The sequence below is a fragment of the Haloferax massiliensis genome (genome assembly GCF_001368915.1).
Taxonomy (GTDB): domain Archaea; phylum Halobacteriota; class Halobacteria; order Halobacteriales; family Haloferacaceae; genus Haloferax; species Haloferax massiliensis.
Genome location: NZ_CSTE01000004.1, coordinates 23,310 through 48,784 on the forward strand (window position 1 = coordinate 23,310; position 25,475 = coordinate 48,784).

Here is a 25,475-nt window from a genome sequence, read left to right on the forward strand (position 1 = left end):
TTCGACCGGCGTGGGTGTTCCTCGCGTGTTCACGCGGGGAACTGCGTCACAACTGCGTCTGTGGGGCGTGGAGGGCGTCTGTTTTCGTCTTGAGCGCCGATCCGGACTGCGCGTCGAAGAGGTAGGCCGCCTCGTCTCGGAAGCTGATTCCGACGCGCTCGCCGGTGTCGGGGCGAACCGACGCGTCGGTTCGGGCGACAATCTCTTTGTCACCGAGTTTCCCGTAGATGAAGTTCTCGTTCCCCATCTTTTCGACGACGGATATCTCGATGTCGGATCCGCCTCTGTCGATTTCGAGGTCTTCGGGTCGAATTCCGAGCCGCACCGTAGCGACGTCGTCGACCTGATAGTCGGAGAACTCGTACTCGAAGCCGAACTCGGAGACGAGACGGTTGCCCTCGACGTCCATGGTGATGAGGTTGATGCTCGGGCTTCCGATGAAGTCCGCGACGAACTCGTTCGTCGGATTCCGGTAGAGCTCCTCCGGGACGCCGACCTGTTGGAGTCGCCCGTCGTTCACGACGGCGATTCGGTCGCCCATCGCCATCGCCTCGGTTTGGTCGTGGGTGACGTAGACGGTCGTCACGCCGAGTTCGTTTTGGAGTTCCTGAATCTCTGTTCGCATCTCGGAGCGAAGCTTCGCGTCGAGATTGGACAGCGGTTCGTCCATCAGGAACACCTCCGGCTCTCGGACGATCGCTCTGCCGAGCGCGACTCGCTGCTGTTGCCCGCCCGAGAGTTCGCCGGGTTTCTTCGGGAGCAGGTCCTCGATTCCCATTAGCTCGGCGATGCTGACGACTCGCCTGTCGATATCGTCCGATGGGAGTTTCGTCGACAGCTTCAGACCGAATCCGAGGTTCTCCCTGACGGTCATGTGCGGGTACAGCGCGTAGTTCTGGAACACCATCGCGACGTCCCGTTCGCTCGCCCGCAGGTGGTTCACCTGGTCGCCGTTGAAGCGGAGGTCCCCGTCGGTGATGCTTTCGAGACCCGCGATACAGCGGAGCAAGGTCGTCTTTCCGCACCCCGACGGCCCGACGAGAACGAGGAACTCCTCGTCTCGAACCTGGAGGTCGACGTGGTCGACGGCGACGATTTCGTTACCCTCGACGTCGTGGTCTTCGCTCGCTTCGTACGTTTTGACGAGTCCTTCGATGTCAATCTGTGTCATGTTGAATTACTCCTTTACGGCTCCCGAGAGGATGCCTCGCACGAAGTACTTCTGAAGCGCGAGGAACACCACGAACATCGGGAGTATTGCGACCGCCGATGCGACCATCAGTTGGTCGAACGCGACGACCTGCTGTCCCATGATTTTGGTAATCGCTACCGGGATTGTGAACTTATCCGTGTCGAGAACGACCAGCGGCCAGAGGAACATGTTCCACTGGAAGAGAAAGAGGATGACAGCGAGCGCCGCCATCGACGATCTCATCGACGGTATCGCAACGCGGTAGAACAGTTGGAACTCCGAGGCGCCGTCCATCCGGGCGGACTCCAACAGCGCGTCGGGGATCGCTTGCATCGACTGACGCATGAAGAAGATTCCAACCGGGTACGCGGCCCACGGCAGGATGACCGCGGCGTACGTGTTGGTCATGTTCGCCGTCGACATGACGAGGAACAGAGGGATGACCAACAGATTGACCGGGATGATAAGCGTCGCCAGAATGCCGGCGAAGATGGACTTCTTGAACCGGAACTCGTACTTGGCGAACGCGAAGCCGGCCATCGAACACAGAATCAACGCGAGGACCGTGTAGACGATTGCGATGAAGATGCTGTTCCAGACACTGCTCATGAAGTTGACGTACTGGCGCGACTGCAACGCCTGAAAGTTCTCCACGAAGTGTCCGCCGGGGAGTAGTTGCGGAAGCGCGCCGCTGCTCGACAGAATCGCCGACTGAGGCAGAGTAGATGCGATAACGATCCAGTATATCGGGACGATCATGAACAGCGCGGCCGCGATGAGGAACCCGTAGCCGCCGAATCGCCACAACGCCTCGGTTTTCGATTTTTCGTGCATGGTTAGCTCCACTTGAGTTGGATTACGGACAGTGACATGACGATTCCAACGAGAACGACGGTCAGCGCACTTCCGTACCCGAGTTGAAGGTTCTGGAAGGCGACCTCGTAGATGTAGTAGACGACCGTTCGAGTCTCTTTTACCGGCGCGCCCGCGCCGATGAGAATCGTCGGCTCCGAGAACTTCTTGAAGCTCCCGATGGTCGTCGTCACGAGAACGAACAGCAACACCGGTTTGAGCTGTGGGATGGTGATGTACCGGAACTTTTCGAGGCGCGACGCGCCGTCGATTTCCGCGGCCTCGTACAGCGACTCGGAGATCGTCTGGAGCCCGGCCAAGATGATTATCATGTTGTATCCGGTCCAGCGCCAGACGACCATGAACGCCATCAGGTTCCGAGACCAGAACCCGTTGCCGAGCCAGTTCAGCGGCGCGATGCCGAACAGTTGGAAGATGAAGTCGAGCAGTCCGCCCTCGGCGACGATGACGACGAACACGACCGAGTACGCGACGGTGTTTGCCGAGACCGGGAGGAGCATCAGACTCCGGAAGATGCCCTTGAACCGAGTGAACCCCGCGTTAAGTACCACGGCGAGCCCGAGCGCGAGCCCGACCATCAGCGGGAGTTCGATTGCGAAGACGTAGATAGTGTTGAACATCGACTGATGGAACACACTATCACGAAGAAGTCGTTGGTAGTTCGCCAGCCCCACAAACTCTAGGCTCGCGATTTTCGGTATTTCGAGGTAGACGTTTCCGAACTGGACCCAGAACAGCGGATCGCTCGCCACGCCCTGATACGTGAAAAACGAAAGGTAGACCGTGTAGAAGATCGGGAACGCCAGGAACAGGACGAACGTGATGAAGAAGGGCGCGAGGAAGATGTATGCAGTCCCGGGAATCGTCGGCATCATCTCCTTGAACCGCTGTCGCTGGAAGCGAAGGCGGTCAGACAGTTTGACGATGGACTCCGAGCTCATCTTCTATGCGATGTCGCGACCGGTTCGGTCAGCGACGCGCTGTGCCGCACGGTCTAAGGCCTGTTTCGGCGAGTCGCCCTCGTCGATCATGTTTCGCATCTCCTCGTTTATGATACTGGAGACGATGGGGGAATCGACGGTGAATCGGTATCCGGGGATGTCCGGAACGGTGTCGATCCAGATGTTGGCGAGCTGCTGTCCGCCGAAGAAGTCGAATTCGGCGTTCGAGAACGCGCTTTGGTCCCACGACGGCTCGTGTGCCGTCATCTGGCCTTCGTTCTTGTAACTGAGCGCGTTCTGCTTGGGGGTGGCGGTGACGAACTTAATGTAGTCCCACACTCGATTCGCCTCCTCCTCGGACGCCTGCTGCGGAATGACGAGGCCGGAACCGCCGCGGTTGCTCGCCCGGTTGCCGCCCGACTCAAGCGCGGGAAGCTTGAAGCCGCGCCAGTTACCCTCGGTCTCCGGCATCGAGGAGGTGATGGTCCCGTAGAACCACGACCCGGTCGCGTAGCCGGTGATAGTCCCGTTCTGGAATCCGGAGAACCACTGTTGGCTCCAGTTTGCGCCCCGGTCGATGAGACCCTCGTTCGAGAGGCGCTTCATCATCCGGGCCGCCTTCAGGCCCTCCTCACCGTTGAGGACGACCTCCCCGTTCTCGTTGAACTCCTGTCCGCCCTGCATCCGGTTCAGGAACCGCCAGTAGAGGTTCGACCCGGACGCGGGAAGCGAGAGAAGCGAGATGTCGTCCGGGAGCTTCTTTCCCTCCTCGATGAGTTGGTCCCACGTTTCGATTTCGTCGTGCGGTGCGAGTCCGTGTTCGTCCCACACGTCTCGACGGTAATAGAGCGTGGTCGGTGCGATGTCGTCCGGGACCGAGTAAATCTGTCCCTCGTCCCCGGTCACGGCGGACAACACCCCGTCGTTGAATTCGTCGATAATGCCGGCGTCCTCCATTCGCGGCCGCAGGTCCCGCAGGCCGCCGGTCGACGCGATTTTCAGCGTCTTTTTCTGTTCGATGAGCGCGGTACTCGGGGCACCCTGTCCGGAGATGAGCCGCGTCTGCATCTTGTTTATAATCTCGGGATACCCCATGTTCGTGTGGGATATCTCCGTTCCCGTCTCCTGGGCGTAGCGGTCCATGAGTCCGCCGTAGGAGCCCGCCATCTCCCAGAACTCTATCGAGTCCGCCATCGGTGCGGCCGTCGCCGCTTCCGTTGGGGTCTCGTCGGCGGTGCCTTCGGCGGAAGAGTCGCTGTTGGTCGTCTGCGTCGCGTCGGTCTGCGGACCGGACCCAGTCCCCACGCAACCGGCGAGAGTCGCGGCACCGAGACCACCAATCGCTTGTAGCACGTTCCGTCGGTTGAGAGATTCTACTTGATCTTTCATTGCGAACGTTTAGCAAATTACTGGCTCCATATAAATAATTTGGCCTTGTTGACAAGACTGCCCGCCGTGTCGGACCCAAACCCGACTCGTCGACACCACGCCCACTTTCGATGCGAACCATCCAAAGAAATTTGAATCGTACCGGAGACAAGTGAGTATGAGTCTCCCACAGCTCGGACTCGGCACGTGGCAAAACACGGACCCGGAAACCTGTCGTGAAAGCGTTCGGACGGCGCTGGAGATGGGGTATCGACACGTCGACACCGCACAGTACTACGGAAACGAAGCGGCTGTCGGCGACGGTATCGAAGCGGCCGACGTCCCCCGCGAGGAGATATTCGTGGCGTCGAAGGTGCACGCTGAGAAGTTCGGGCTCGCGTACGACGAGGTCATCGAGGGACTGGCGGCCACGCTCGACCGCCTCGGCCTCGAATACCTCGACCTGCTGTACGTCCACTGGCCGGTCGGGAACTACGACTCGGCGGAGACGCTTCCCGCATTCGACGAACTCGTCGGCCGGGGACGCATCAACCACGTCGGTGTCTGTAACTTCGATATCGACCTTCTCGAAGAGGCGATAGAACAGTTGGAGACGCCGCTGTTCGCACACCAAGTCGAGACCCATCCACTCCTCCAACAGGGCGACCTCATCGCGCACGCGGAGACCCGGGGATACCGCCACGTCGCGTACTCTCCGCTCGCCCGCGGGACCGTCTTCGATATCCCGGAAGTGGTCGAAATAGCCGACAAACACGGGGTGAGTCCGGCACAGGTCAGCCTCGCGTGGCTCCTCTCGAAGAACCCGGTCTCCGTTATCCCGAAGGCGACGAGCGAACCGCACCTCCGAGACAACGTCGACGCGCTGTCTCTCGACCTCGACGACCGAGACATCGAGCGAATCGATGCCATCGGCCGAACTGACCGACTCGTCGAGCGAGAGGGCGCTCCGTGGCTCGACGACTGAGTCGTCCCGCCGAACACGAATCCCAGCGCCGAAACGACGGTTATCCGTGACTCACCACGACTTTATCGGGACGTCTTTTAGCGGCTCTGCGAGCGGAATATCGACCGTCGACCCGGTGTAATGAGAGATGTAGAACCCGACGATGATTTCGAGCGAGCGGGCGGCTTCGGCCCCCGGTGAGTAGTTCTGTCCGTCCCCGTTCAGTAAGTCCTGTATATGGTTCGCGGCGTTCGCAAACGACCGCTTGTAGTCATCGTCCCACGTCCACGTTCCTTCGATGCCCGGTAACTGTCGTTCGACGTGCTCGCCGTCTTCGAGCGACCAGTAGCGCCACTCGCCGTCGTCGTTGTTCAGATACAGTTTCCCCTCGGTGCCGATGAAGTTCAGCGACATCGACGAGATGTCCCGCGGAATCGTGCAATCGACGGTGACGAACGAACCGTCGTTCATCACGACGTGGCCGCCGCCGCCCGCATCGACTACGCCCCCTGCCGTTCCGAGCGAGTCGATCGCTTCGTTCTCGCCGGTGATGTACCCGCTGACACGCTCCGCGCGTGCGTCGAGGAGATACACGAGCGTGTCGAGCACGTGCGTGGAGTTACGCATCAACTCCATCCTGTACTGCGTACTGACCGATTGCACGTCTCCGAGGATGTCCCGCTCCCGGATGAGGTCGTGGAGTCGCCGTAGCTTCTCGGTGAACCGGAACGAGTGGTTGACGACCAACTCCGTCTCCGTTTCCTCGCACACCTCGACCATCTCTTCGGCGGCGCTGACCTCCGACGCGATCGGTTTCTCGCACCAGATGACCGACGGGTCGGCGGCGGACTTCGCCGCGTCGACGGTGTGTTCGTGGTGGAGAAAAGACGGGGTACAGATAGAGACGACATCGAGGTCTTCCCGTGCCAACATCGCTTCGTGGCCGTCGTACCGCCGGTCGGTCGGGATGTCCCACGCGTTACCGAACGTGGTGAGTTTCTCCGAGTCGACGTCCGCAATCGCGACGAGTTCGATCTCGTCAGCGTCGGCGTACCCGCCGGCGTGACTCGCGTCGATTTTCTCTTTGCCGATCACCTCCTCGTCGTGCATTCCGAGGATACCCATACCTGCGATACCGCCAGTTCCGATCACGCCTGCTCTGTAAGTCATCCTTGATCACTCTCCACGTCCGGTCGCAGAACCGCCACCACGCGGTAGACGGACCGCTTCCAGCGCGAGTATTCAATCGCTAATTGATGCAATACTACCACACGTATTGAATGTTACCCCGCGCACGGTGGCGCGGGGAATCCTGCTCTCACGAGGGCAGGCTTCCTGTTTCGATGACGTGACTTGCAGACACAGACTCAAACTGAGCCGTGTCCGTAGCGGTCACAGTCTCCACAGGCGTATCTTCGGGCCATCCCAGCCCTAACTCAGAAAAGCCTCTCTGCAAGACGTTCATCGCCGCATTCGCATCCCTATCCGTCTCGAACCCACACGCCGGACAGGAGTGTTCCCTGACCCAGATAGGCTTTGCCGTCTCCACCCCGCACCGAGCGCACTCCTTCGTCGTGCCTCGTGCTTCGACCTGTTTGACGTGACAGCCGTACAGGTCGGCCTTGTATTCGAGGAGCGTGATGAACTGTCGCCACGCCGCGTCCTGCTTGTTCCGGGCGTTCCCGTCGCCCTGAAGCATTCCAGCAACGTCAAGGTCTTCCACGAACACGGCGTCGTACTCTTTGACGAGCCACGTTGTGAGTTTGTGCTGGTAGTCCAGTACCTTCCGACGAATGTGGCGTTTGACCGTGGCGACCTTCTGGCGTTGTTTCTCGTAGTTGTTCGACCCCTTCACCTTCCGCGAGAGTTTGCGTTGCTCGCGGCGAAGACGCTCGTAGTCGTCTTCGAGGTCAAGCCAATCCACGGTCTTCCCGTCGGAGGTGTGGATGTAGTTCTGGATGCCGAGGTCTATCCCGACGCTGTTGCTCGTGTCAAGCGAGTCCACGTCGGGCTTCTCGGGCAAGTCGGCGTCTCCGGTTTCCAGTCCGAAAGAGACGAACCACTCGCCAGTCGTCTCCTTCTTGAACGTGGCCTCTTTGATAGTGGCGTGGTCGGGAACCGGGCGAGAGTACCGGATTTTCACCCACCCGATTTTGCTGAAGCGCACGTATGCGTACTTGTCGTGGCCCCTCTTTTCATCGAGGTCAAAACCAGACTGGTTGTACGTCACGCTCCGGTAATCGCTAGGTGCTTGCCGTTTGAGACAACCGACCTTGTACCCCTTCTCTTTCTTCTTGCGAAGATTCGAGAGGTTACGGTGGAAACGAGCGACGGTGGTCTGTGCGGCTTTCGAGTACAGTTCACCGAACACCGACCACTTGCGTTTCCATTCGGGGAGTTTGTTGTTCTGGTCGTACTCGCTCGGTTTGTCGTCCTCGGGACTGTTCTGGTAGTCCCATCGGACGTGGTTGTAGAGTTGACGATGAACGTCTAGATGGTGTTCCAGTCCTTCCGCTACCTCCTGCGTTGGGTAAGCGTGGTAGCGGTGACTGTATTCCATCGCTGTCTCTTGATTAGCGATGTGTTCCCTTAACGGTTTGTATCACGAGTTGTCGGCTTCATCCCCGACCACGGTGGGTCGGGGTATTCGCCTTGCTGACCAGTATAAATCTAAGCCCGGTGACTCGACGGTGTCAGAAGTCGTCAGGCCGGCAATCGAGGAGCCGGTCGCCGTTCGCGGTCTCGACCACGACACCGTCTGCAGTTCGTTCGAGCGTCGGCCCCCGTTCCCACGGTGCGCTCCCGTCGGGGCTAGCCATGACCGCCGAAGCGAACCAGTGTTCCCCCGGTTCGTGCGTCGCTCGCAGCGTCGGGACGACCGTGCGAGCGTAGTTCAGGTTCGTGTTAGGGTCGTCGACCACGACGGCCGGCGTGCGGTCGCCGAACCCGTCGGAGATACCGCTAACACCGTTCGGGTATCTGGCGAGCGCCGTTCCATTCTGACTGTCGTGCGTAACGTTGGCCCCGGTGTCGTCACCGGTTTTGTCCAGGGCGAACCCACCTTCTTCGCTGTGTACGACCCGGTCCGTTTGCAGTCGGTGGACGCGCACGTGCCACGGAAGGTCGGGCGCGAGCCACGTCTCGACGCTGACGTCCTCCCACGGGTTCCATCGGGCGGCGAGGGTCGACCCGTCTACGCGCGTCTGCGTGAACGACGCGGGAATCTTGAACTGGTCGCCGTCGAGGCTGAGCGCGAGGGCGCTGTCGTGTCCCGCCTGTCCCGGTCCGGGCGTCCGACCAGCAACGGAGAAGGCGAACTGCGTCGAGTACGCGAATTTCGTGTATTTCTCTCGTCCGTGATGGCTGTCCCGAGTGAGCGAAAGCGCAAAGAGGTGGTCGTCGTCGCGGCACACGACTTTCTCGGCTTCGGGCTGTGCCGTCGTCTCCGGGAGGTCCGGGAGTGGCTCCTCGTCGGCCTGCCAGAATGGGTGGGTTGGATGTAGCGCCAGCGGGAGGAACGCCTTCATCGCCCAGTACGGCGAATTCGGCGAGTTGTAGGTTTCGGACACTTTCAGCGACGGGTATCGGTATCCGACCGACAGCAACCCGCCGTCGGTGAATATCGGTTGGTCGAGCCACCAGCGGATGTTCCGGGCCCAGAGTCCGCGGACGACGCCCCACGAGAGCGATTCCAAGCCGGCAAACGCCAGCGTCCCCCAGAACGACGCCTGCGCGAAGCGATAGGTCAGGCTCCGGCCGTACGGAAGCGCTCGCCCGGTCTCGTCGAACCAGTGGATGTGAGCAGTCGCGAACTTCTCGGCCCGCGCCCGAAAGCGGTCCGCCCGCTCGGGGTCGTCCTCGCCAGCAACGGCGGCGTAGAGGAGTCCGTACACGTGCATCGCCCACGGGACGTAGTAATCGACGGGGTTGTGTTCGTCGTCGGGGCCGTCCGTGTACCACCCGTCGCCGCGATAGAACGTTTCGAGTCGGTCGAGCGCGGACTGGGTCTGTTCCCAGTCGTGGCGCGCCCCGACCGACCGAAGCCCCACGTTCACCATCACGCGGAAGAACAGCCAGTTACAGTCATGGAGTTCCGCGTCGTTGATCCGGTTCAACCAACTGACCAGTCGGTTCCGTTCCGGCTCCGAAAGCGGTTCCCAGAGGTGTTCCGGTGTGAGCGCGAGGCCGACGCCGATAGCGGCCATCTCGACGAGTTTCTGTGAGTGGTCGTCTACGTCTCCCCAGTACTCCTCGTGAGACGGGTCCGTCCCGTTGGTCAGCCCGGTCCGGAAAAACGACCAATAGTCGACGTCACTGTGAACGCCTAACGGCACGACACCCCACAGCGGGCGGGCAAATCCTTCAAGTTCGGCTGCGACGGCTGGAAAGTGAGCGCCGGTCGCCGTGGGCCTCACTCGCGCGTTACCGGGACTGGCGTGCGTGAGCAACGGTTCGACGAGTTGGGACACCGCTCGTTCGAAATCCCGTCGTGTCTGGAGCGGGTTACCTGTCGTTGGATTCATCTAGTTTGTGCGTTGATCGCATGCATCAATAGCGTTTCCCTGCCCCGACCGGGAGTTTACGTCGTCGTGAAACGGCGGGTGGCGGGCCGCTCACCAGTAGCGGGACCACTGTTGGGTGGCTCGAACGAGCCCTTCGACGTAGAAGTAGTCTCCCCAGATGCAACACTCGTTGTAGTCTCCCTCGGTCGGGTCGTAAGCGCCGTCAGTCAGCAATCCGTTCGACCGGTTTCCGTCGGTCGTGTAATTCTCCGTGAGACTGCGGAGGATTGCGAGTGACGCGTTCTCGTAGCGCCGGGCGCGAGTATCCGCGAGCGGGAGCCGCGTGGCGAGTTCGTCGAGTCCACAGGCGGCGATCGCCGCGGCGGAGGTGTCACGGTAGTTCTGCTCGTCGGGCGCATCGAAGTCCCAGCGCGGGACGTGGTCCGCTTCGACGTTCGAGAGGTAGTAGTTCGCCAGCTTTGCGGACAGTTGCGCGTACGCGGCCTCATCGGTGTACTCCGCCGCGAGAGCGTACCCGTATATGGCCCACGTCTGGCCGCGTGACCAACAGGAGCCGGCGTCGTAGCCCTGCGCCGTTTCGCCGCCGAGCGGCGACCCGCTTTCGACGTCGCATTTGAACGTGTGGAACGTCGAGCCGTCGTCGCGAACGACGTGCTGTGCGTTCGTCCGGGCGTGCGTCTCGGCGACGGAGGCGTACGTGGGGTCACCCGTCTCCTCGCTCGCCCAGAACAAAAGCGGGAGGTTCATCATCGAGTCGACGATCATTCGACCGCGCTCCCACGAGTCCTCGGGTTCCTCGGGGTCGCCCCACGCCTGAATGAGTCCGGGCGAGTCCCAAAAGCGGGCGACGAGATGGTCGGCGGCGGTGAGGGCCGCCGACCGATACCGTTCGAGGTCCGTCAACCGATAGCCGGCGATGGCAGAGAGCGTATAGAGGAACCCGAGGTCGTGGGTCTTCACGTCACCGGCCGTCAACCTCCGCTCGAACGTCGCCAATTGGGCTTCGGCGGCGTCTCGAAACGTGCGGTCGCCCGTCGCCTCGTACGCGAGCCAACAGAGTCCCGTCCAGAACGAAGTCGTCCAGCCGTCCATGTTGTCGGAGGGGCTATAAACGAGATTCTCACTCGACGGCCCGGGAAATCGGTCGTAGAACTCGTCGAGATTCTCATCGATGCGGTCGATTGCGACCGAGAGCGCCCGTTCGATATCGCTCTGTGCGACGTCCGGTCTCGTCGCGTATCGGTCCGGCAGACCGGTGTCGTCGATACGTCGCAGTAACGCGGCTGGCTTTCGTGCCATGTGGCTACAGTTCCCTTGGCAGACGCTATAAAGCCATCGTCAAGCCACCGGCCCGTCTCTCACTCCGACTCGGAACGACGCTCTCAGGGGTTCACGCCGCGTAATTCAGAACGAGGTTCAGTATCGGTGAATCATATCCATTCATTGATGACATACATTTACAATGCTCCCCTTGTTAGAGAGAGTATGTCAGACAGAGAACAGTCGAATCACGTGAAGACCGCGCGGACGACGTTCCGGATACTCGAAGTGCTCAAAGAGAAGAACGAGGCGACCGTCACGGAGATGACCCAGGAGTTCGACCTGTCGAAGAGTAGCTTACACAACTACCTGAGCACGCTCGAACAGGACGGATACATCGTGAAAGAGGGCAACACCTATCGTGTCGGTCTGAAGTTGCTCGATTTGGGCGGCCACGCGCGGCACAGACGGCGACTCTACGAAATCGCAAAAGACGAAGTGACCGCGCTAGCCGAGGAGACGGGAGAACTGACGAACCTCCTCGTGGAAGAACACGGGAAGGGAATCTACCTCCACAGAGCACACGGCGCCGACGCGGTTAAAACGGACTCGTACATCGGACAGGCGGTCTACCTCCACAACACCGGCCTCGGAAACGCGATATTGGCGCACCTCCCCCGGGAGCGCGTGAACGAAATCCTCGATCGACACGGCATGCCAGCGTCCACGGAAAACACCATCACGGAGCGGTCGGAGCTGTTCGAGACCCTCGACAAGGTGGCCGAAGACGGCTACGCACTGGATGACGAAACCCGCGTCAAAGGCCTCCGATGCGTTGCGGTCCCGATAATCAACAATAACGACGAGGTCGAGGGAGCGATCAGCGTCTCGGGCCCGAAAAGTCGGTTTCAAGACGAACGGTTCCGAGAAACGCTCCCAGAGAAATTACAGAACGTCGCGAACATCATCGAACTCAACATTACGTACACGTAGTCAAGATGGCCGAACAATCCTGAATGATTGCTGAAATATCTATCATTAATTCTGTGGTGATCTGCCAGATGACTGGGTATTTGATTATTCTGTGGTGTGTGAGATAATATATGAATGAAGTTCAGTATGAGTGTAGAGAGGGTTGATTTGGTTAGGTGGCGTGGTTTGCTGACGGGGATAGCCGCTCCGGCGGGCGTGCTACGTGGCGAACCGCGACCTGAGCGGCGGATATCGCGTGCTCGAAGGCGAAAGCGGCCTCGACGGACACAATGTTTAACCGATGGCCCACAAATTGTAATCCACTTCACAGGTGCGTTGTCATAACGCGAATGCACCGGAGTACCAATGACGTTCGAGGACCAAAACGAGAAGCAGGCCGAGCAGAACGGAACGGAGAGTGCCGGGAAGATGTTCTCATTGAAGCGCGAGAGGCTCCTAAGCGGCGAGGCGTGGGCGTTCAACAACGCGCCGTGGGACCAACGGAAAGTCGTTACTGTCGGAGACTACCAGTACGTACCGTATTGGAACGACGACGGCGTTCTCTCGCTCGCTCGCCGAGCGCTGCCAACTGACTCGGTTCAGTGCATCCAGTTCGACTGGAGGGTTCCAGACGAGGACTCGCACAGGAACACGGCACTCGGGACCGACAACGACGGTCGTCTCCATCTCGCGTACGACCACCACGACGACCCGTTCCACTACCGATACTCGTCGTCTGGATTCCTGACAGACCCGCCTTCGAGCGTCTCCACCGGTGATTTCTCAGAGACTACTGACATGGGCCTGAGCGGTCCGGAGCGCCCAGTTACCTACCCTCGGTTTTTCAACGATCAGCGCGGAACGCTGTTCTGCGAGTACCGGATTGGCTCGTCCGGCGACGGTGATTCGTACCTTCACGTCCACGACTCACCGTCGAACTCGTGGACGCGCATCGGAACGGTGTTTTCGAGTGCGGGGACGTACGAGCCGTGGAACGGTTCCGCGTCTCGGAACGCGTACCATCACGACTGGACCTTCGACGACACCGGTCGACTCCACGTCACCTGGACGTGGCGCGAGACGTGGGAGACGTGGCGCTCTAATCACGACATCCACTACGCCTACAGCGACGACGGTGGCTACACGTGGTGCAACAACGACGGTACCGTCATCGGTGACGTGAACGCGGACGACCCGATTCGCGTGGACGACGAGAGCGTCGTCGTCGACGGTCCGGCGCGTTCGTGGCTGATAAATCAGGGGACGCAGGCGCTCGACTCGAACGACCAACCACACATCTTCACGTCGCGCTCGACGGACTCGACGACCGACTTCGACGACGCTAACCGCCACTATATTCACTATTGGCGAACGACGGACGGGCAGTGGCACGAACAGTACATCGACGACACGAGCGTCGACCTCTCGACGGTCGGAATCGACCCAACGCGTGCGGGAGATATCTTGCTAGATCGCGGTGATTTGCTGTTCGACGACAACGACGCGCTCCACGTGTACACCGTCGTCGACGGGCGACTCTACGCCGGGGTTGCGACAGCATCCTCGGGGTGGACCGACTGGACGCTCTACTGTCTCCACGAGGGCCCGTTCTGTGGGATGGACGGTCGAAAACACGATACGTGTCGGTGGGAAAACGAGAGCGTCCTGTCGATACCACTCGAACGACCCCGCGAGAACGGCACGGCGTTCGTACTGCAGGAGTACTCCATCGTGGGACCGAACGACCCGTCCGCACCCTCGCTGTCGGTGTCAAACGAGTCGTCGTCGAGTGTCGAACTGTCGTGGACCGAGGCGCGAGGCGCGGAGAGTTACACACTCCATCGGCGGCCAGTCGACGGAGATTTCGAGGTCGTCGCGGACGAAATCGCGGAAAACTCGTTTTACACCCAGTACACCGACACCCGCGTGAGTTCGGGCAGTGACTACGAGTACAGACTCACGGCCGTCAACAGCGTCGGCGAGACCGATTCGACCATCGTTCGGGTCACGACCGATGGTTCGTCGAACGCGGCGATGGAATAGTCACGTGGTTCGTTCACCGTGAGCTAACACTTCGGTGGCGATACCGCCAACGGGTCTGAAACGGCTCGGTTGTGAGACCACGGCTATCGGTTCGTTAGATCCGTAGATAGACTGATTCGTTCCATCTGCGCAATATCGCGGGCTGGACGGACACGGACGTCCAGCGTCGCTGTGAGATGCTACGTAGACGGGCGGTCGCTATCTCGTCTGCAGTCCGTGAGTTACCTCCGCGTTCGGGTAGCATTCGAAGCGCACTTGACCAACGCTGTCGCGCACTCGTGGCGTGAAATATTACAGAGCTATGCTCGTAATTCCCAGCGCGTTTGTCAGTTCGTCACTCCTCGTCCGACGGGCGAATGATGCGGTCGCTGGAACTCGCGTATCGCCATCGTGCGTGGCATGAGACGGACGTTGCGACCGACGGCGAGGACACGGAGGACACAGGGACGTCTGTAACGGGTCGTCACGCCGGCGGAGTGTTCGGATATAGTGAACAATATTTGGAGAGGGGCGAGTCGTCCACTAACGCTCCGTGTGGGGCGCGCACTCGCTGGCGAAGCCGCTATCGAGCGAAGAGAGAACAGAAGTAGGCGTCGAGCGGCCGCGAGGCGCGGAGCGCCGCGACTCAGGGCGACTCGCGGAGCGCCTTCCGAATCTGGTTGGCGGAGCTGATGATGAGTCCGGGCACGTCCTGCTGGAAGCGCTTTCCGGACATGCTCTCCGAGGGGCTCAACACGAATATCGACCCGACCCGACCGCTCTCGGGGTCGACGACGCCAGCGGCGAGACCGCGGAGGTCGGTCTGCCACTCCTCGCGGTCCGACAGGAGGCCGCGCGTCTCCGCGGTGTCGAGTTCCTCACGGAGGGCGGCCGCGCTCGTAATCGTCTGGTCCGTGTGGCGGTCGAGAGACGCCGCATCGACGGCATCGCGGCGGTCGTCCGCCGGGAGTTGTGCGAGCATCGCCTTCCCCGGGGCCGTGCAGTAGAGCGGGACCGTCCGACCTTCGGCCACGGGCGGGGTCTCGACGTTCTGACCGGTCCGCTCGTAGATGCAGACGCCCCGTCCGCGCTCGAATACGGTGAGGCCGGCGGCGAGTCCCGAAATCCGCGCGAGTCGGTCGACCTCCCGCTTTCCGACCCGGTAGAAGGGGACCCCGGACCGGACCGAACAGCCGAGTTCGAAAAACCGAAGACTGCGTCGATACCGCTGGTCCTCCTTGACGACGAACCCCAACTGTCGGAGCGTTTCGAGGTGGTTGTGCACCGAACTCTTCGAGAGGCCGACCTCCGTCTCGACCTCGGTCAGGTTGGCGTCGCCGAGTTTCGAGAGGGCGTCCAGCACGCGCCCGCTCGTCGTCGTCGCCTTCACCGGTGGGTCTCCGCGCTCGTTCATGGCCCAACGAAGAACGGAGTTTACCATAAAAGTATTCACTATCGCCGAATCGGCCGCGTCGGTGGCTCACCACTCGGCGACGCTCCCGTCCTCGTGGTACCATATCGGGCTCTGCCAGTCGACGCGGGACTGCGCGTGCTCGCGGACGGCCTCCTCGTCTATCTCCACACCGAGGCCGGGGGCGTCGGGAGCGGAGACGAAGCCGTCGTCGAAGCCGAAGACGGCGGGGTCGTCGAGGTACGCGAGGAGGTCGTTCCCGTCGGCGCGGTGGATTTCGAGGTTCTGCGCCTGCGCGATGGCGTTCGGGAGCACCATGTCGAGGTGGAGACAGGAGGCGAACGAAATCGGCCCCAGCGGGCAGTGAAGCGAGACGAGCACGTCTTTGGACTCGGCCGCCGTGGCTATCTTGCGGACCTCAGAGATGCCCCCGGCGTGAGACGGGGAGGGCTGAAGCACGTCGATGGCGTCGAGTTCCAGCGTTCGCTCGAAGTCCCAGCGGGAGTACAGGCGCTCGCCCGTCGCGAGGGGGACCTTGGTCCGGTTCTCGATGCGCGGCAGGGAGCGCGCGTGTTCGGGGAGGACGGGCTCCTCGTAGAACATCGGATCGAGCGGGTCGAGTTCGTCGGCGACCCATTTCGCCATCCCGGTCGTGATGCGCCCGCGGAAGTCGACGACGATGTCCACGTCGGCTCCGACCTCGGACCGGACGGCTTCGAGGCGCTCGCGGACCCGAGCCACCGCCGCCGGGGAGTCGATGCGGTCTAGCTGCGAGACGGCGGAGAGCTTCAGGCAGTCGTAGCCGCGGTCGACCTCCTCGGCCGCGGCGCGCGCGATGGCCTCGGGCGTCTCGCCGCCGACCCACTGGTAGACCGGAATCCGGTCGCGGGCCTTCCCCCCGAGGAGGTCGTAGACGGGCGCGCCGTAGTGTTTCCCTTTGATGTCCCACAGCGCCTGGTCGATACCGCCGATGGCGCTCATGAGAACCGGGCCGCCCCGGAAGTGCCGCCCGCGGTACATCGCCTGCCAGTGGCGCTCGATTTCGAGCGGGTCGGTCCCGAGGAGGTAGTTGTCGATCATCTCCTCGACGGCCGCCTTCGTCGTCTTCGCGTAGCCCTCCACGATTGGCTCCCCCCACCCGCAGACGCCCGCGTCGGTTTCGAGCTTGAGGAAGACCCACCGGGGCGGGACTTCGAACAGTTCGTACCCGGTTATTTCCATGCGCGAACCGACGACCCGCGGTCGTAAAGTAGTTTGTCCGACTGCGGCGGTCGGCCCGCGACGAACGCCGGGAAAACACGGGTCGCGTCGGACCGTCGCTGTCGCAACCCCTAGAATTATCTCCCCCCATCTGGATAGAACAATCATGACGGTGAACGAACCTCAGCGTCTAGTCAGTACGCTCGGCAAGCGCATGCTGGCAGACGGCCTCACGAAGGGAACCGGCGGAAACGTCAGCGTCAGAGCGGACGACGGAACCGTCGCCATCAGTCCCTCGGGGATGCCCTACGACGAAATCGAACCCGAGGACGTACCGATTCTCGACATCGACGGCGAACGGGTCGCCGGCGACCGCAAGCCATCGAGCGAGTTCCGCATGCACACGGACGTGCTCCGCCAGCGCGAGGACGTGGGCGCGGTGGTCCACAACCACTCCCCGTACGCCAGCACCTTCGCCAGTATCGACGAACCAGTCGGCCCCTCGCACTACCTCATCGCGTTCATCGGCGACGAGATTCCCGTGGCGAGTTACGAGACCTACGGGACCGCCGAACTCGCCGACGTGGCGGTGGAGACGTTGGGCGACGACTACAACGCCTGTCTCCTCGAAAACCACGGCGTCCTCGCCACCGGCGCGACCGCCGAGGAGGCGTACGAGGTGGCGCTCATGGTCGAGTACTGCGCCCGCATCCACTATCAGGCGCGCAGCGTCGGCGAGCCCTCGCTGCTCCCCGACGAGGAAATCGACACCCTCCTCGACCGCTTCGCCGACTACGGGCAGACGCAGTCGGCCGACGAGGACGGGTCGGAACCGACCGGCGACGACCGCGTCCCCGCCGACCGACTGTCAGACCTCGCGTCGCACCGCTCGGCGGTCAGCGAGTTCGGCCGCGAGATGCTCCATCAGGGCCTGACCGAGGGGACCGGCGGCAACATCAGCGCGCAGGCCGACGACCTCGTCGCCATCAGTCCCTCGGGGATGCCCTACGACGAAATCGAACCCGAGGACGTGCCCGTCGTCACGCTGGACGGCGAGTGGGTCGCCGGCGACCGCAAGCCGTCGAGCGAGGTCCGCATGCACGCCGGCATCCTCCGCGAGCGCGACGACGCGGGCGCGGTGGTCCACAACCACTCCCCGTACGCCAGCACCTTCGCGAGCCTCGGCGAGCCGATTCCGGCCTCGCACTACCTCATCGCCTTTGCCGGCGACGAGATACCCGTCGCGGGCTACGAGACCTACGGGACGCAGGGACTGGCCGACCTCGCGCTGGAGGCGCTGGGCGACGACTACAACGCCTGTCTCCTCGAAAACCACGGCGTCGTCGCCGTCGGCGACTCCGTCGCGGAGGCGTACGAGGTGGCGCTCATGGTCGAGTACTGCGCCCGCATCCACTACCAGGCGCTCAACATCGGCGAGCCCTCGCTGCTCCCTGGCGAGGAAATCGACACCCTCCTCGACCGCTTCGCCGACTACGGACAGGACCACTAAACGGGCCGCTCTCGGCGCAACCGTCGAGTCGGCGCTCCGGGGAGTCGGTGCTCCGGCGAGTCGCAGGTCACAGCCCGGAGCGCCGCCGAATCGAGACCCCGTGTCGCGGAGGGCACGCGAGCGATGCCGTCGCCGCGTCCGACCCGCGACCGCGGAAAATTCGGTGAGCACAACAATTATTACGTCGCTTCCCATGGTCTTTCATAATTATATGAGCCACTCAGTCGTCGTTATCGGCGGTGGAGCCACCGGTACGGGGACCGCCCGCGACCTCGCGATGCGCGGCTTCGACGTGACGCTCGTGGAGCGGGGGAACCTGACCGAGGGGACGACCGGGCGCACCCACGGCCACCTCCACAGCGGGGCCCGCTACGTGGTGTCGGACAAAGAGAGCGCCGTCGACTGCATGCGGGAAAACCGGGTGCTCCACCGCATCGCTGGCCACTGTATCGAGGACACCGGCGGGCTGTTCGTCCAGTTAGAGGGCGACTCCGACGACTACTTCGAACGGAAGTTGGCCGGGTGTGCGGAGTGCGACATCCCGACCGAGGTCATCTCGGGCGAGGAGGCGCGGCGGCGCGAACCCTACCTCACCGACGCGGTCGAGCGCGCCATCTGGGTCCCCGACGGCGCGGTCGACCCGTTCCGCCTCTGCGTGGCGAACGCCGCGAGCGCCGTCGAGCACGGCGCGCGCATCGAGACGCACGCGGAGGTCGTCGACCTCGTCGTCGAGGGGGGGCGGGTGGCCGGCGTCGAAGTCGAGCGGCGAGGGCCGAACCACCGCGGCGAGGGCGCGGCGGGCGACACCGAGACGTTCGAGGCGGACTACGTCGTCAGCGCGACCGGCGCGTGGGCGGGACAGTTGGCGGCGATGGCCGGCGTCGACCTCGAAATGGCGATTTCGAAGGGCGCGATGGTCGTCACCAACGTCCGGCAGTTGGACACGGTCATCAACCGCTGTCTCCCGAAGGGCGAGGGCGACACCATCATCCCCCACGAAACGACGGTCCTGCTCGGCGCAAACGACGACCCGGTGGACGACCCCGACGACTACCCCGAAGAGCAGTGGGAAGTGGACATGATGATAGACGTCGCCTCCGAGATGGTTCCGGTGGTCGCCGACGCCCGCATGATACGCGCCTACTGGGGCGTCAGACCGCTGTACGACCCGAACCCGGAGTCGACGACCGACCCCGGCGACGTGACGCGGAACTACTTCGTGCTCGACCACGCCGAGCGCGACGGAGTCGGGGGGTTCGCCTCCGTCGTCGGCGGCAAGCTCACCACCTACCGAGAGATGGCGGAGTCCGTCGGCGACCACGTCTGCGAGGTACTGGGCGTCGAAGAACCGTGCCGGACGGACGAGGTCCCGCTCCCCGGGAGCGCCGACCCCTCGGCGCTCGACGAGTACATGGACGAGTTCGACCTGCGCTCGCCCATCGCCCGCAGGAGCGGTCAGCGACTCGGCGACCGGGCCCCCGAGGTGCTCGACATCGACGGGCCGAACCCGACGCTCTGCGAGTGCGAGGCCGTCACCCGCGCCGAGGTCAGAGACGCCATCGACCAGGTCGGCGCGGACCTCAACGGGGTCCGCCTCCGGACCCGCGCGTCGATGGGGAACTGTCAGGGCGGCTTCTGTAGCCATCGGCTGGGAGCCGAACTCTATCCCGACCACGGAGCCGAGGCCGCCCGCGACGCCGTCGACGAACTGTATCAGGAGCGCTGGAAGGGCCAGCGTCACGCCCTCTGGGGCGAACAGCTCTCGCAGGCCATGCTCAACGCCATGCTCCACGCGACGACGATGAATCACGACGCGAATCACGTCGTCGGCGACGAGAACATCGAGTACCGCGCCTTCGACGGGGGGCGGACCGCGGTTCCGGAGGGCAGCCATGGCGATTGAGAGCGACGTGCTCGTCGTCGGCGGCGGACTCGCCGGGATGGCGAGCGCGGTCGCGGCCGCCCGCGAGGGCGCGACGGTCAGACTGGTCTCCCACAAGAAGACGACGCTCCGACAGGCGTCGGGGCTGGTCGACGCCCTCGGCTACGTGCCGTCCCGGGACTCGGCGGTCGAGGGGACGGACTACGTCTCCCAAGAGCGCGCGGACTTCCGAGAAGTGCGGTCGAACCGGGACGCCTACCGGGGACCGCTCGTCAGACCGACCGACGGATTCGACGACCTCCCGGCGGACCACCCCTACTCGCTCGTCGGCGAGTCCGCCCTGCGAGACGGCCTCGCGCTGTTCGACGACCTCACGGGCGACGCGTATCTCGGCGGCCACACGGAGCGAAACGCGCTCGTGCCGACGTTCGGCGGCGCGGTGAAGCCGACAGCGCGATACCCGCGCGCCGCGGCCGCGGGGCTGGCGAGCGACGACCGCCCGATGCTCGTCGTCGGTTTCCGGTCGTTCACGGACTTCGACGCCCGCATGCTCGCGGACTCGCTTGAGGCCGCGGGCGTTCCGTTTCCCGTCGCCGGCGTCGAAGTCGAGTTCGCCGAGGAGTTCCGGGCTGACGCGCCGGTGACGCGAATTGCGAAGGCGCTGGACCACGACGAGCGCCTCGACGGGACTCCGGCGAGGCGGGCGCTCGCGGACGCCGTGAAGCCGTACGTCGACCGCGCGGAGCGCGTGGGCTTTCCGGCCGTGCTCGGCGACGACCGCGCCGACGCGGTTCGGGCGGCGCTCTCGGAGCGACTCGGCGTCGACGTGTTCGAGATTCCGATGGGACCGCCGAGCCTCCCCGGCCTCCGGCTGGAGGACCGGCTCTACGACGCGCTCGACGCCGAGGGCGTCCTGTACGAGACCGGAAACCCCGTCGTCGGCTACGAGACCGACGGCGACTCGGGGCACGTCGACGCGGTGCTCGTCGACCGGAAGGGCCGAGAGGTACCGTACGGGGCCGACTCGTTCGTCCTCGCGACCGGCGGCCTCGTCGGCAAGGGCCTCGACTCCGACCGGACGGCGGTCAGAGAGCCCGTGTTCGACTGTCGCGTCCCCCAGCCGTCGGACCGCTACGACTGGTTCGTCGACGACGCGTTCGGGGCGCATCCCTACGCCCGTTTCGGCGTCGAACCGGACGCCGAGATGCGGCCGCTCGCCGCCGACGGAACGCCGGAGTTCGGGAACCTCTACGCCGCCGGCGCGGTGGTCGGCGGCGCGGACGCCGCCCGGGAGAAGTCCGCCGCCGGCGTCTCTCTCGCCACGGGCGTCGTCGCGGGACGCAACGCCGCGAAGAGACTCGGCGACTGACGGCGAGTCGACCGACGATGGAGACTGGACGACCGAACCGGACCGACCGAACGACAACAGACGGCCGAACGACGCCGGACGCGACCCACCACACGAGACTATGACAGCGACCGACGACGGAGACCGAACGACCGAACCGAACCGGACGAACAGCCGCGACCAGGCGACCGAGAGAGACAGAACGGCCGAGGAGGGGAAACAGCGACGGACCGACGGGGAACGACGAGTCACCGACGGCGGCGTCGCGGCCGCGTCAGCCCCCGAGAGTGCCGAGTACGACACCGACCCGGAACTGACCGACGTGTTCGAGGAGGGTGACCTCGACCTCCGCGCGGGCGCGGACGACTGCTACAAATGCACCGCCTGCGACACGTCCTGCCCGGTCGCCGAGGTGGACGAGGAGTTCCCCGGACCGAAGTTCCAAGGGCCGGAGCAGTGGCGACTCAAGCGCAAAGGGGACGCCGACATCGACGACTCCGTCATGTCGTGTTCGAACTGCATGCGCTGTGACTCGGCGTGCCCGTCGAGCGTCCCGCTCAGCCAGATGCACAACGAGGCCCGCGGCGAGTACGTGAGCGAGCAGATGAGCGCGCTCTCGCGGGAGTACGTCCGCAACCGTATCCTCGCCAACTACCGGACCTCGGCGGCGGTCGCGTCGGCGGTTCCGCGACTCGCGAACTTCGCCATGAACTTCGGTCCGGCGCGCTGGGCGATGGAGAAACTGCTGGGCGTCACCGCCGAACGCGACTTCCCAGAGTTCGCGTCGCAGACGTTCCGGGAGTGGTGGCGCGAACGCGGCGGGGCGCGGGTGGAGAACCCCGAAAAGCGGGTCGCCTACTTCCACGGCTGTTACGCCAACTACAACACGCCGGAGGTGGCGAAGGCGATGGTCCGCGTCTTCGAGCAGTTCGGTTACGAGGTCCTCGTCCCGCCGCAGGGGTGCTCGGGGACGCCGATGTTCGCGAACGGCATGCTCGACGACGCCCGGCGACACGCCGAGACGAACGTCGAACACCTCGCGGCCGCGCTGGCGGACGGCGCGGACGTCATCGCGTCGTGTACCTCCTGTTCGCTGTCGCTTCGGCAGGAGTACCCCGAACTGTTCGACATCGACGGTATCGAGGACGTCTCGGACAACGCGTTCGAGGCGCTGGAGTACCTCCGCATCCACGAGGACCTGCGGGGTGCGCTGGCCGACGCCGAACTCGACGGGGAGTCGTTCGGCTACCACGGACCGTGCCACGCTCGCAATCAGGGGCTCCACCGGCAGGTCGTCGAACTGTTCCGCGACGTCGACGGCGTCGAAATCGAGGACGTGGGCGACTCCTGTTCCGGCATCTCCGGCACCTACGGCTGGAAGGAAGAGAAGTACGACAAGTCGATGAAAATCGGCGAGGAGATGTTCGACCACATGCGTCACGCCGAGGGCGACGCGGGCATCACCGAGTGTCCCACCTGCGCGATGCAGATGGAACACGGCACTGGCTACGAGATTCGCCACCCGCTCGAACTGCTCGAAGACGCGCTCGTCGAGTGACGGCTTGGGAAAATCCGACGAAAAATGACCGGGATTTATGTGTCCGCGTGCGGGGGTTACGCACGCATGGTGGAAGCAATCCCGCTAGACGTAGCAACGCAGTTGATCGAAGCGGCCGAGGGCCGGGCCGACGAAATCGAGAACCCGATGGTCGTCACGGTCGCCAACAGCGAGGGGAACCTCATCGCGCAGCACCGGATGGACGGCGCGTGGCTCGCCTCCGTCAGTATCTCGCGCAACAAGGCGTACACGTCCGCCGCGCTCGACATGCCGACGCACGAACTCGCCGAGGCGTCCGAGCCGGGGAACTCGCTGTACGGGCTGGACACGCGGGACGACGGTCGGATGGTCGTCTTCGGCGGCGGCTACCCGCTCGAACGCGACGGCGAAGTCGTCGGCGCGATCGGCGTCTCCGGCGGCGCCGTCTCGCAGGACCGCGACGTCGCCGAGGCCGGCGTCGAGCGCTGGACCGAACTCGTCGAGGCGGACGCGGTTCCGAGCGACGACTGAGCCGTTCCGAGGAAACGCGAGCGACTGACGACTGACCGCGGGAGCGACCGGACTCGGAGGTCGACACCCGGCGTCGAACGCGACCCTGAGACGCGACCGGTCCGAGTCGTGACCGCGGTTCGAGAACGCTCACGCAGGCACCCACGGGGCGTCTGTCCCGCCTCGCTTTTCGAGACCGCCGCGGCGGCGGTTACAGTCCACATGTCGATATTCCGGAGGTTTTAGACCGGGTGCGCGCGTAGTGGACCTATGGTATCCGTGACCGTATGGAACGAGTACGTACAGGAGCGAACGGACGAGGAAGTCGCCGCGGTCTACCCCGACGGCATCCACGCGGTGCTCGCCGAGGCCCTCGAATCGCGGGGTCACGACGTGCGTGTCGCGACGTTCGACGAACCTGACCACGGCCTCACCGATGCGGTGCTCGACGACACCGACGCGTTGGTCTGGTGGGGCCACAAGGCCCACCAGGCGGTCGAAGACGCGGTCGTCGAGCGGGTCTGCGAGCACGTCTACGACGGCATGGGGTTCGTCCCGCTGCACTCCGCGCACTTCTCGAAGGCGTTCAAGCGACTGATGGGCACGCCCTGTTCGCTCCGGTACCGCGAGTCCGGCGAGCGAGAGCGGGTGTGGGTGGTCGACCCCGGCCATCCCATCGCCGACGGCCTCGACGAGTCCTTTGTCGTCCCGGAGACGGAGATGTACGGCGAACCGTTCGCGGTCCCCGAGCCCGACCGTCTGGTGTTCGCGTCGTGGTTCGAGGGCGGCGAGGTGTTCCGCTCCGGCTGTTGCTACCGGCGCGGTAGCGGTCGGATATTCTACTTCCGGCCCGGCCACGAGACCTACCCGGTGTACGAGGTTCCCGTCGTGCGAGAGGTGCTCGACAACGCGGTCAGATGGGCAGCCGCGGGCGTTGACGAGGCGGTTCCGACGGTGAACCGCGCGGTCGACCCGGTCGAGTGAGCGGCGCGGCCGAGGGTGCTCGGGTCGTCACGGGATGGAACGGAGCGAGACGGAACGGGACGAACCGAATTCGGGAAGGAACGACCGCCGTCCGAGGTTTTTTCTCGCCGTGAACGGATAGCCGGGTATGGAAAAGCGCTCGCGCGAAGCAGTCGCGGTAGAGGCCGCAGAGACCGGGGCGGAGTACGCCTTCGAACACTTCAGAACGGACTTCGATATCGAACAGAAGGGCGACAAGACCGACCTCGTGACCGAAATCGACCGCGAGACCCAGCGTCGGGTCATCTCGACGATTCGGGAGCGGTTCCCGGACGACGCCGTCGTCGGCGAGGAGGAAGACGAGCGAAAGACCGTGCCGGAGTCGGGCTACGCGTGGGTCATCGACCCCATCGACGGGACGCAGAACTTCACCCGCGGGACGAACGCGTGGGTGACGAGCGTCGCCATCGTCGAGGACATGGAACCGCTGGCCGCCGTCAACGTCGCGCCGGCGACGGGCGACACGTACGTCGCGACCGGCGGGGAAATCGAACGCAACGGTCGCCCGATAACCGTGAACGACGAACGCGATATCGAGGCGTTCATCGTCGCCTCGACGCTCCGGTTCGGACCCGAGGACCGCCCCGCGGTCGAGACGCTCGCCGGCGAGATATTCGGCCGGTTCGGCGAACTCCGCCGAATCGGAACCACGCAGTTGACGCTCTCGCGGGTCGCCGACGGCTCGATAGACGCGGTCGTCGGCCTCGACGAGCACCCCAACGCGTGGGACACGGTCGCCGGCGTACACCACGTTCGGCGGGCTGGCGGTGTCGTGACGGACATTCGCGGAAACGAGTGGTTGCCGGGACGCCCCGGACTGGTCGCGTCGAACGGTCGGGCCCACGAAGAGGTGCTCGAAACAGCGCAGGCGGCGTTCGAAGCGATTCACTGACGTCGAAGCGGTCGTCTATGCGGGGAGCCGTTCGCGGTGTGCGGACT

20 protein-coding genes are annotated in these 25,475 nt (G+C 63.7%); 10 read left to right on the top strand and 10 right to left on the bottom strand.

What is annotated here, in order from left to right:
- Positions 1-46 precede the first annotated feature (46 nt).
- From BN996_RS15390 to BN996_RS15405, 4 genes are read right to left on the bottom strand one after another with little or no spacing between them, the layout of a single operon-like run.
- Positions 47-1,171 carry an ABC transporter ATP-binding protein gene (locus BN996_RS15390; RefSeq protein WP_089780580.1) on the bottom strand — a complete coding sequence of 375 codons (1,125 nt, stop codon included), beginning with the start codon at positions 1,169-1,171 and terminating at the stop codon, positions 47-49.
- Between the two features lie 6 nt (positions 1,172-1,177).
- Entirely contained in the window at positions 1,178-2,026 is an 849-nt protein-coding gene (locus tag BN996_RS15395) for a carbohydrate ABC transporter permease (RefSeq protein WP_089780582.1), read from the bottom strand.
- Positions 2,027-2,028: 2 nt separating this feature from the next.
- Positions 2,029-3,006, bottom strand: coding sequence for a carbohydrate ABC transporter permease (locus BN996_RS15400; protein WP_089780584.1), 978 nt, complete (start codon positions 3,004-3,006; stop codon positions 2,029-2,031).
- A 3-nt stretch (positions 3,007-3,009) separates the two neighbouring features.
- A complete protein-coding gene (locus BN996_RS15405) occupies positions 3,010-4,200 on the bottom strand; it encodes an ABC transporter substrate-binding protein (protein WP_209446893.1) in 1,191 nt (396 codons plus the stop codon).
- Between the two features lie 352 nt (positions 4,201-4,552).
- On the opposite strand from BN996_RS15405, the gene BN996_RS15410 reads away from it, so the two are divergent.
- Positions 4,553-5,359 carry an aldo/keto reductase gene (locus BN996_RS15410; RefSeq protein WP_089780587.1) on the top strand — a complete coding sequence of 269 codons (807 nt, stop codon included), beginning with the start codon at positions 4,553-4,555 and terminating at the stop codon, positions 5,357-5,359.
- A 51-nt stretch (positions 5,360-5,410) separates the two neighbouring features.
- On the opposite strand, the gene BN996_RS15415 is transcribed toward BN996_RS15410, so the two are convergent.
- From BN996_RS15415 to BN996_RS15430, 4 genes are all read right to left on the bottom strand, one after another.
- Positions 5,411-6,508, bottom strand: a complete 1,098-nt coding sequence (locus tag BN996_RS15415) for a Gfo/Idh/MocA family protein (RefSeq protein ID WP_089780588.1) — start codon at positions 6,506-6,508, stop codon at positions 5,411-5,413.
- Positions 6,509-6,656: 148 nt separating this feature from the next.
- Positions 6,657-7,898 (bottom strand): RNA-guided endonuclease InsQ/TnpB family protein, encoded by a 1,242-nt coding sequence (locus tag BN996_RS15420; RefSeq protein WP_089780590.1) that lies wholly within the window; start codon positions 7,896-7,898, stop codon positions 6,657-6,659.
- Positions 7,899-8,031: 133 nt separating this feature from the next.
- Positions 8,032-9,861 (bottom strand): DUF2264 domain-containing protein, encoded by a 1,830-nt coding sequence (locus tag BN996_RS15425; protein WP_089780592.1) that lies wholly within the window; start codon positions 9,859-9,861, stop codon positions 8,032-8,034.
- Between the two features lie 90 nt (positions 9,862-9,951).
- A complete protein-coding gene (locus BN996_RS15430; RefSeq protein ID WP_089780594.1) occupies positions 9,952-11,160 on the bottom strand; it encodes a glycoside hydrolase family 88 protein in 1,209 nt (402 codons plus the stop codon).
- Positions 11,161-11,346: 186 nt separating this feature from the next.
- Between BN996_RS15430 and BN996_RS15435 the strand changes: the two genes are divergently transcribed.
- Together BN996_RS15435 and BN996_RS15440 are read left to right on the top strand one after the other, a co-directional pair.
- A complete protein-coding gene (locus BN996_RS15435; RefSeq protein ID WP_089780596.1) occupies positions 11,347-12,114 on the top strand; it encodes an IclR family transcriptional regulator in 768 nt (255 codons plus the stop codon).
- Positions 12,115-12,459: 345 nt separating this feature from the next.
- Positions 12,460-14,136 carry a BNR repeat-containing protein gene (locus BN996_RS15440; RefSeq protein ID WP_089780599.1) on the top strand — a complete coding sequence of 559 codons (1,677 nt, stop codon included), beginning with the start codon at positions 12,460-12,462 and terminating at the stop codon, positions 14,134-14,136.
- A 625-nt stretch (positions 14,137-14,761) separates the two neighbouring features.
- Here BN996_RS15440 and BN996_RS15445 read toward each other — a convergent pair.
- Both BN996_RS15445 and dgoD read right to left on the bottom strand, forming a co-directional pair.
- Entirely contained in the window at positions 14,762-15,529 is a 768-nt protein-coding gene (locus BN996_RS15445; RefSeq protein ID WP_089780601.1) for an IclR family transcriptional regulator, read from the bottom strand.
- Between the two features lie 66 nt (positions 15,530-15,595).
- Complete coding sequence (gene dgoD / locus BN996_RS15450) at positions 15,596-16,747, bottom strand: galactonate dehydratase (protein ID WP_042661876.1); 1,152 nt, start codon at positions 16,745-16,747, stop codon at positions 15,596-15,598.
- A gap of 145 nt (positions 16,748-16,892) precedes the next feature.
- Between dgoD and BN996_RS15455 the strand changes: the two genes are divergently transcribed.
- The 7 genes from BN996_RS15455 (at position 16,893) to BN996_RS15485 (ending at position 25,428) form a co-directional block, all read left to right on the top strand.
- Positions 16,893-18,236: a class II aldolase/adducin family protein gene (locus BN996_RS15455; protein ID WP_089780603.1), complete on the top strand. Its 1,344-nt coding sequence runs from the start codon at positions 16,893-16,895 to the stop codon at positions 18,234-18,236.
- Positions 18,237-18,447: 211 nt separating this feature from the next.
- Positions 18,448-20,139, top strand: coding sequence for an anaerobic glycerol-3-phosphate dehydrogenase subunit GlpA (gene glpA, locus BN996_RS15460; RefSeq protein ID WP_089780605.1), 1,692 nt, complete (start codon positions 18,448-18,450; stop codon positions 20,137-20,139).
- A complete protein-coding gene (glpB, locus tag BN996_RS15465) occupies positions 20,129-21,487 on the top strand; it encodes a glycerol-3-phosphate dehydrogenase subunit GlpB (protein WP_089780607.1) in 1,359 nt (452 codons plus the stop codon). The genes glpA and glpB overlap by 11 nt, the downstream gene beginning before the upstream one ends.
- Positions 21,488-21,587: 100 nt before the next feature.
- Complete coding sequence (locus BN996_RS15470) at positions 21,588-23,024, top strand: anaerobic glycerol-3-phosphate dehydrogenase subunit C (protein WP_089780609.1); 1,437 nt, start codon at positions 21,588-21,590, stop codon at positions 23,022-23,024.
- A 66-nt stretch (positions 23,025-23,090) separates the two neighbouring features.
- Entirely contained in the window at positions 23,091-23,534 is a 444-nt protein-coding gene (locus BN996_RS15475) for a GlcG/HbpS family heme-binding protein (protein WP_089780611.1), read from the top strand.
- Positions 23,535-23,783: 249 nt separating this feature from the next.
- A complete protein-coding gene (locus BN996_RS15480) occupies positions 23,784-24,497 on the top strand; it encodes a ThuA domain-containing protein (protein WP_089780613.1) in 714 nt (237 codons plus the stop codon).
- Positions 24,498-24,624: 127 nt separating this feature from the next.
- Positions 24,625-25,428 (top strand): inositol monophosphatase family protein, encoded by an 804-nt coding sequence (locus BN996_RS15485; RefSeq protein WP_042663097.1) that lies wholly within the window; start codon positions 24,625-24,627, stop codon positions 25,426-25,428.
- Positions 25,429-25,475 lie beyond the last annotated feature (47 nt).

What these genes read in the sequence shown, in the direction of transcription:
- BN996_RS15425 (WP_089780592.1), bottom strand. Translation starts at nt 9,861, where the DNA reads ATGAATCCAACGACAGGTAACCCGCTCCAGACACGACGGGATTTCGAA.
- BN996_RS15455 (WP_089780603.1), top strand. Translation starts at nt 16,893, where the DNA reads ATGACGGTGAACGAACCTCAGCGTCTAGTCAGTACGCTCGGCAAGCGC.
- BN996_RS15395 (WP_089780582.1), bottom strand. Translation starts at nt 2,026, where the DNA reads ATGCACGAAAAATCGAAAACCGAGGCGTTGTGGCGATTCGGCGGCTAC.
- BN996_RS15405 (WP_209446893.1), bottom strand. Translation starts at nt 4,200, where the DNA reads ATGGCGGACTCGATAGAGTTCTGGGAGATGGCGGGCTCCTACGGCGGA.
- BN996_RS15415 (WP_089780588.1), bottom strand. Translation starts at nt 6,508, where the DNA reads ATGACTTACAGAGCAGGCGTGATCGGAACTGGCGGTATCGCAGGTATG.
- BN996_RS15480 (WP_089780613.1), top strand. Translation starts at nt 23,784, where the DNA reads ATGGTATCCGTGACCGTATGGAACGAGTACGTACAGGAGCGAACGGAC.
- BN996_RS15475 (WP_089780611.1), top strand. Translation starts at nt 23,091, where the DNA reads ATGGTGGAAGCAATCCCGCTAGACGTAGCAACGCAGTTGATCGAAGCG.
- BN996_RS15400 (WP_089780584.1), bottom strand. Translation starts at nt 3,006, where the DNA reads ATGAGCTCGGAGTCCATCGTCAAACTGTCTGACCGCCTTCGCTTCCAG.
- BN996_RS15390 (WP_089780580.1), bottom strand. Translation starts at nt 1,171, where the DNA reads ATGACACAGATTGACATCGAAGGACTCGTCAAAACGTACGAAGCGAGC.
- BN996_RS15440 (WP_089780599.1), top strand. Translation starts at nt 12,460, where the DNA reads ATGACGTTCGAGGACCAAAACGAGAAGCAGGCCGAGCAGAACGGAACG.
- dgoD (WP_042661876.1), bottom strand. Translation starts at nt 16,747, where the DNA reads ATGGAAATAACCGGGTACGAACTGTTCGAAGTCCCGCCCCGGTGGGTC.
- glpA (WP_089780605.1), top strand. Translation starts at nt 18,448, where the DNA reads ATGAGCCACTCAGTCGTCGTTATCGGCGGTGGAGCCACCGGTACGGGG.
- BN996_RS15420 (WP_089780590.1), bottom strand. Translation starts at nt 7,898, where the DNA reads ATGGAATACAGTCACCGCTACCACGCTTACCCAACGCAGGAGGTAGCG.
- BN996_RS15410 (WP_089780587.1), top strand. Translation starts at nt 4,553, where the DNA reads ATGAGTCTCCCACAGCTCGGACTCGGCACGTGGCAAAACACGGACCCG.
- BN996_RS15430 (WP_089780594.1), bottom strand. Translation starts at nt 11,160, where the DNA reads ATGGCACGAAAGCCAGCCGCGTTACTGCGACGTATCGACGACACCGGT.
- BN996_RS15445 (WP_089780601.1), bottom strand. Translation starts at nt 15,529, where the DNA reads ATGAACGAGCGCGGAGACCCACCGGTGAAGGCGACGACGACGAGCGGG.
- BN996_RS15485 (WP_042663097.1), top strand. Translation starts at nt 24,625, where the DNA reads ATGGAAAAGCGCTCGCGCGAAGCAGTCGCGGTAGAGGCCGCAGAGACC.
- BN996_RS15470 (WP_089780609.1), top strand. Translation starts at nt 21,588, where the DNA reads ATGACAGCGACCGACGACGGAGACCGAACGACCGAACCGAACCGGACG.
- glpB (WP_089780607.1), top strand. Translation starts at nt 20,129, where the DNA reads ATGGCGATTGAGAGCGACGTGCTCGTCGTCGGCGGCGGACTCGCCGGG.
- BN996_RS15435 (WP_089780596.1), top strand. Translation starts at nt 11,347, where the DNA reads ATGTCAGACAGAGAACAGTCGAATCACGTGAAGACCGCGCGGACGACG.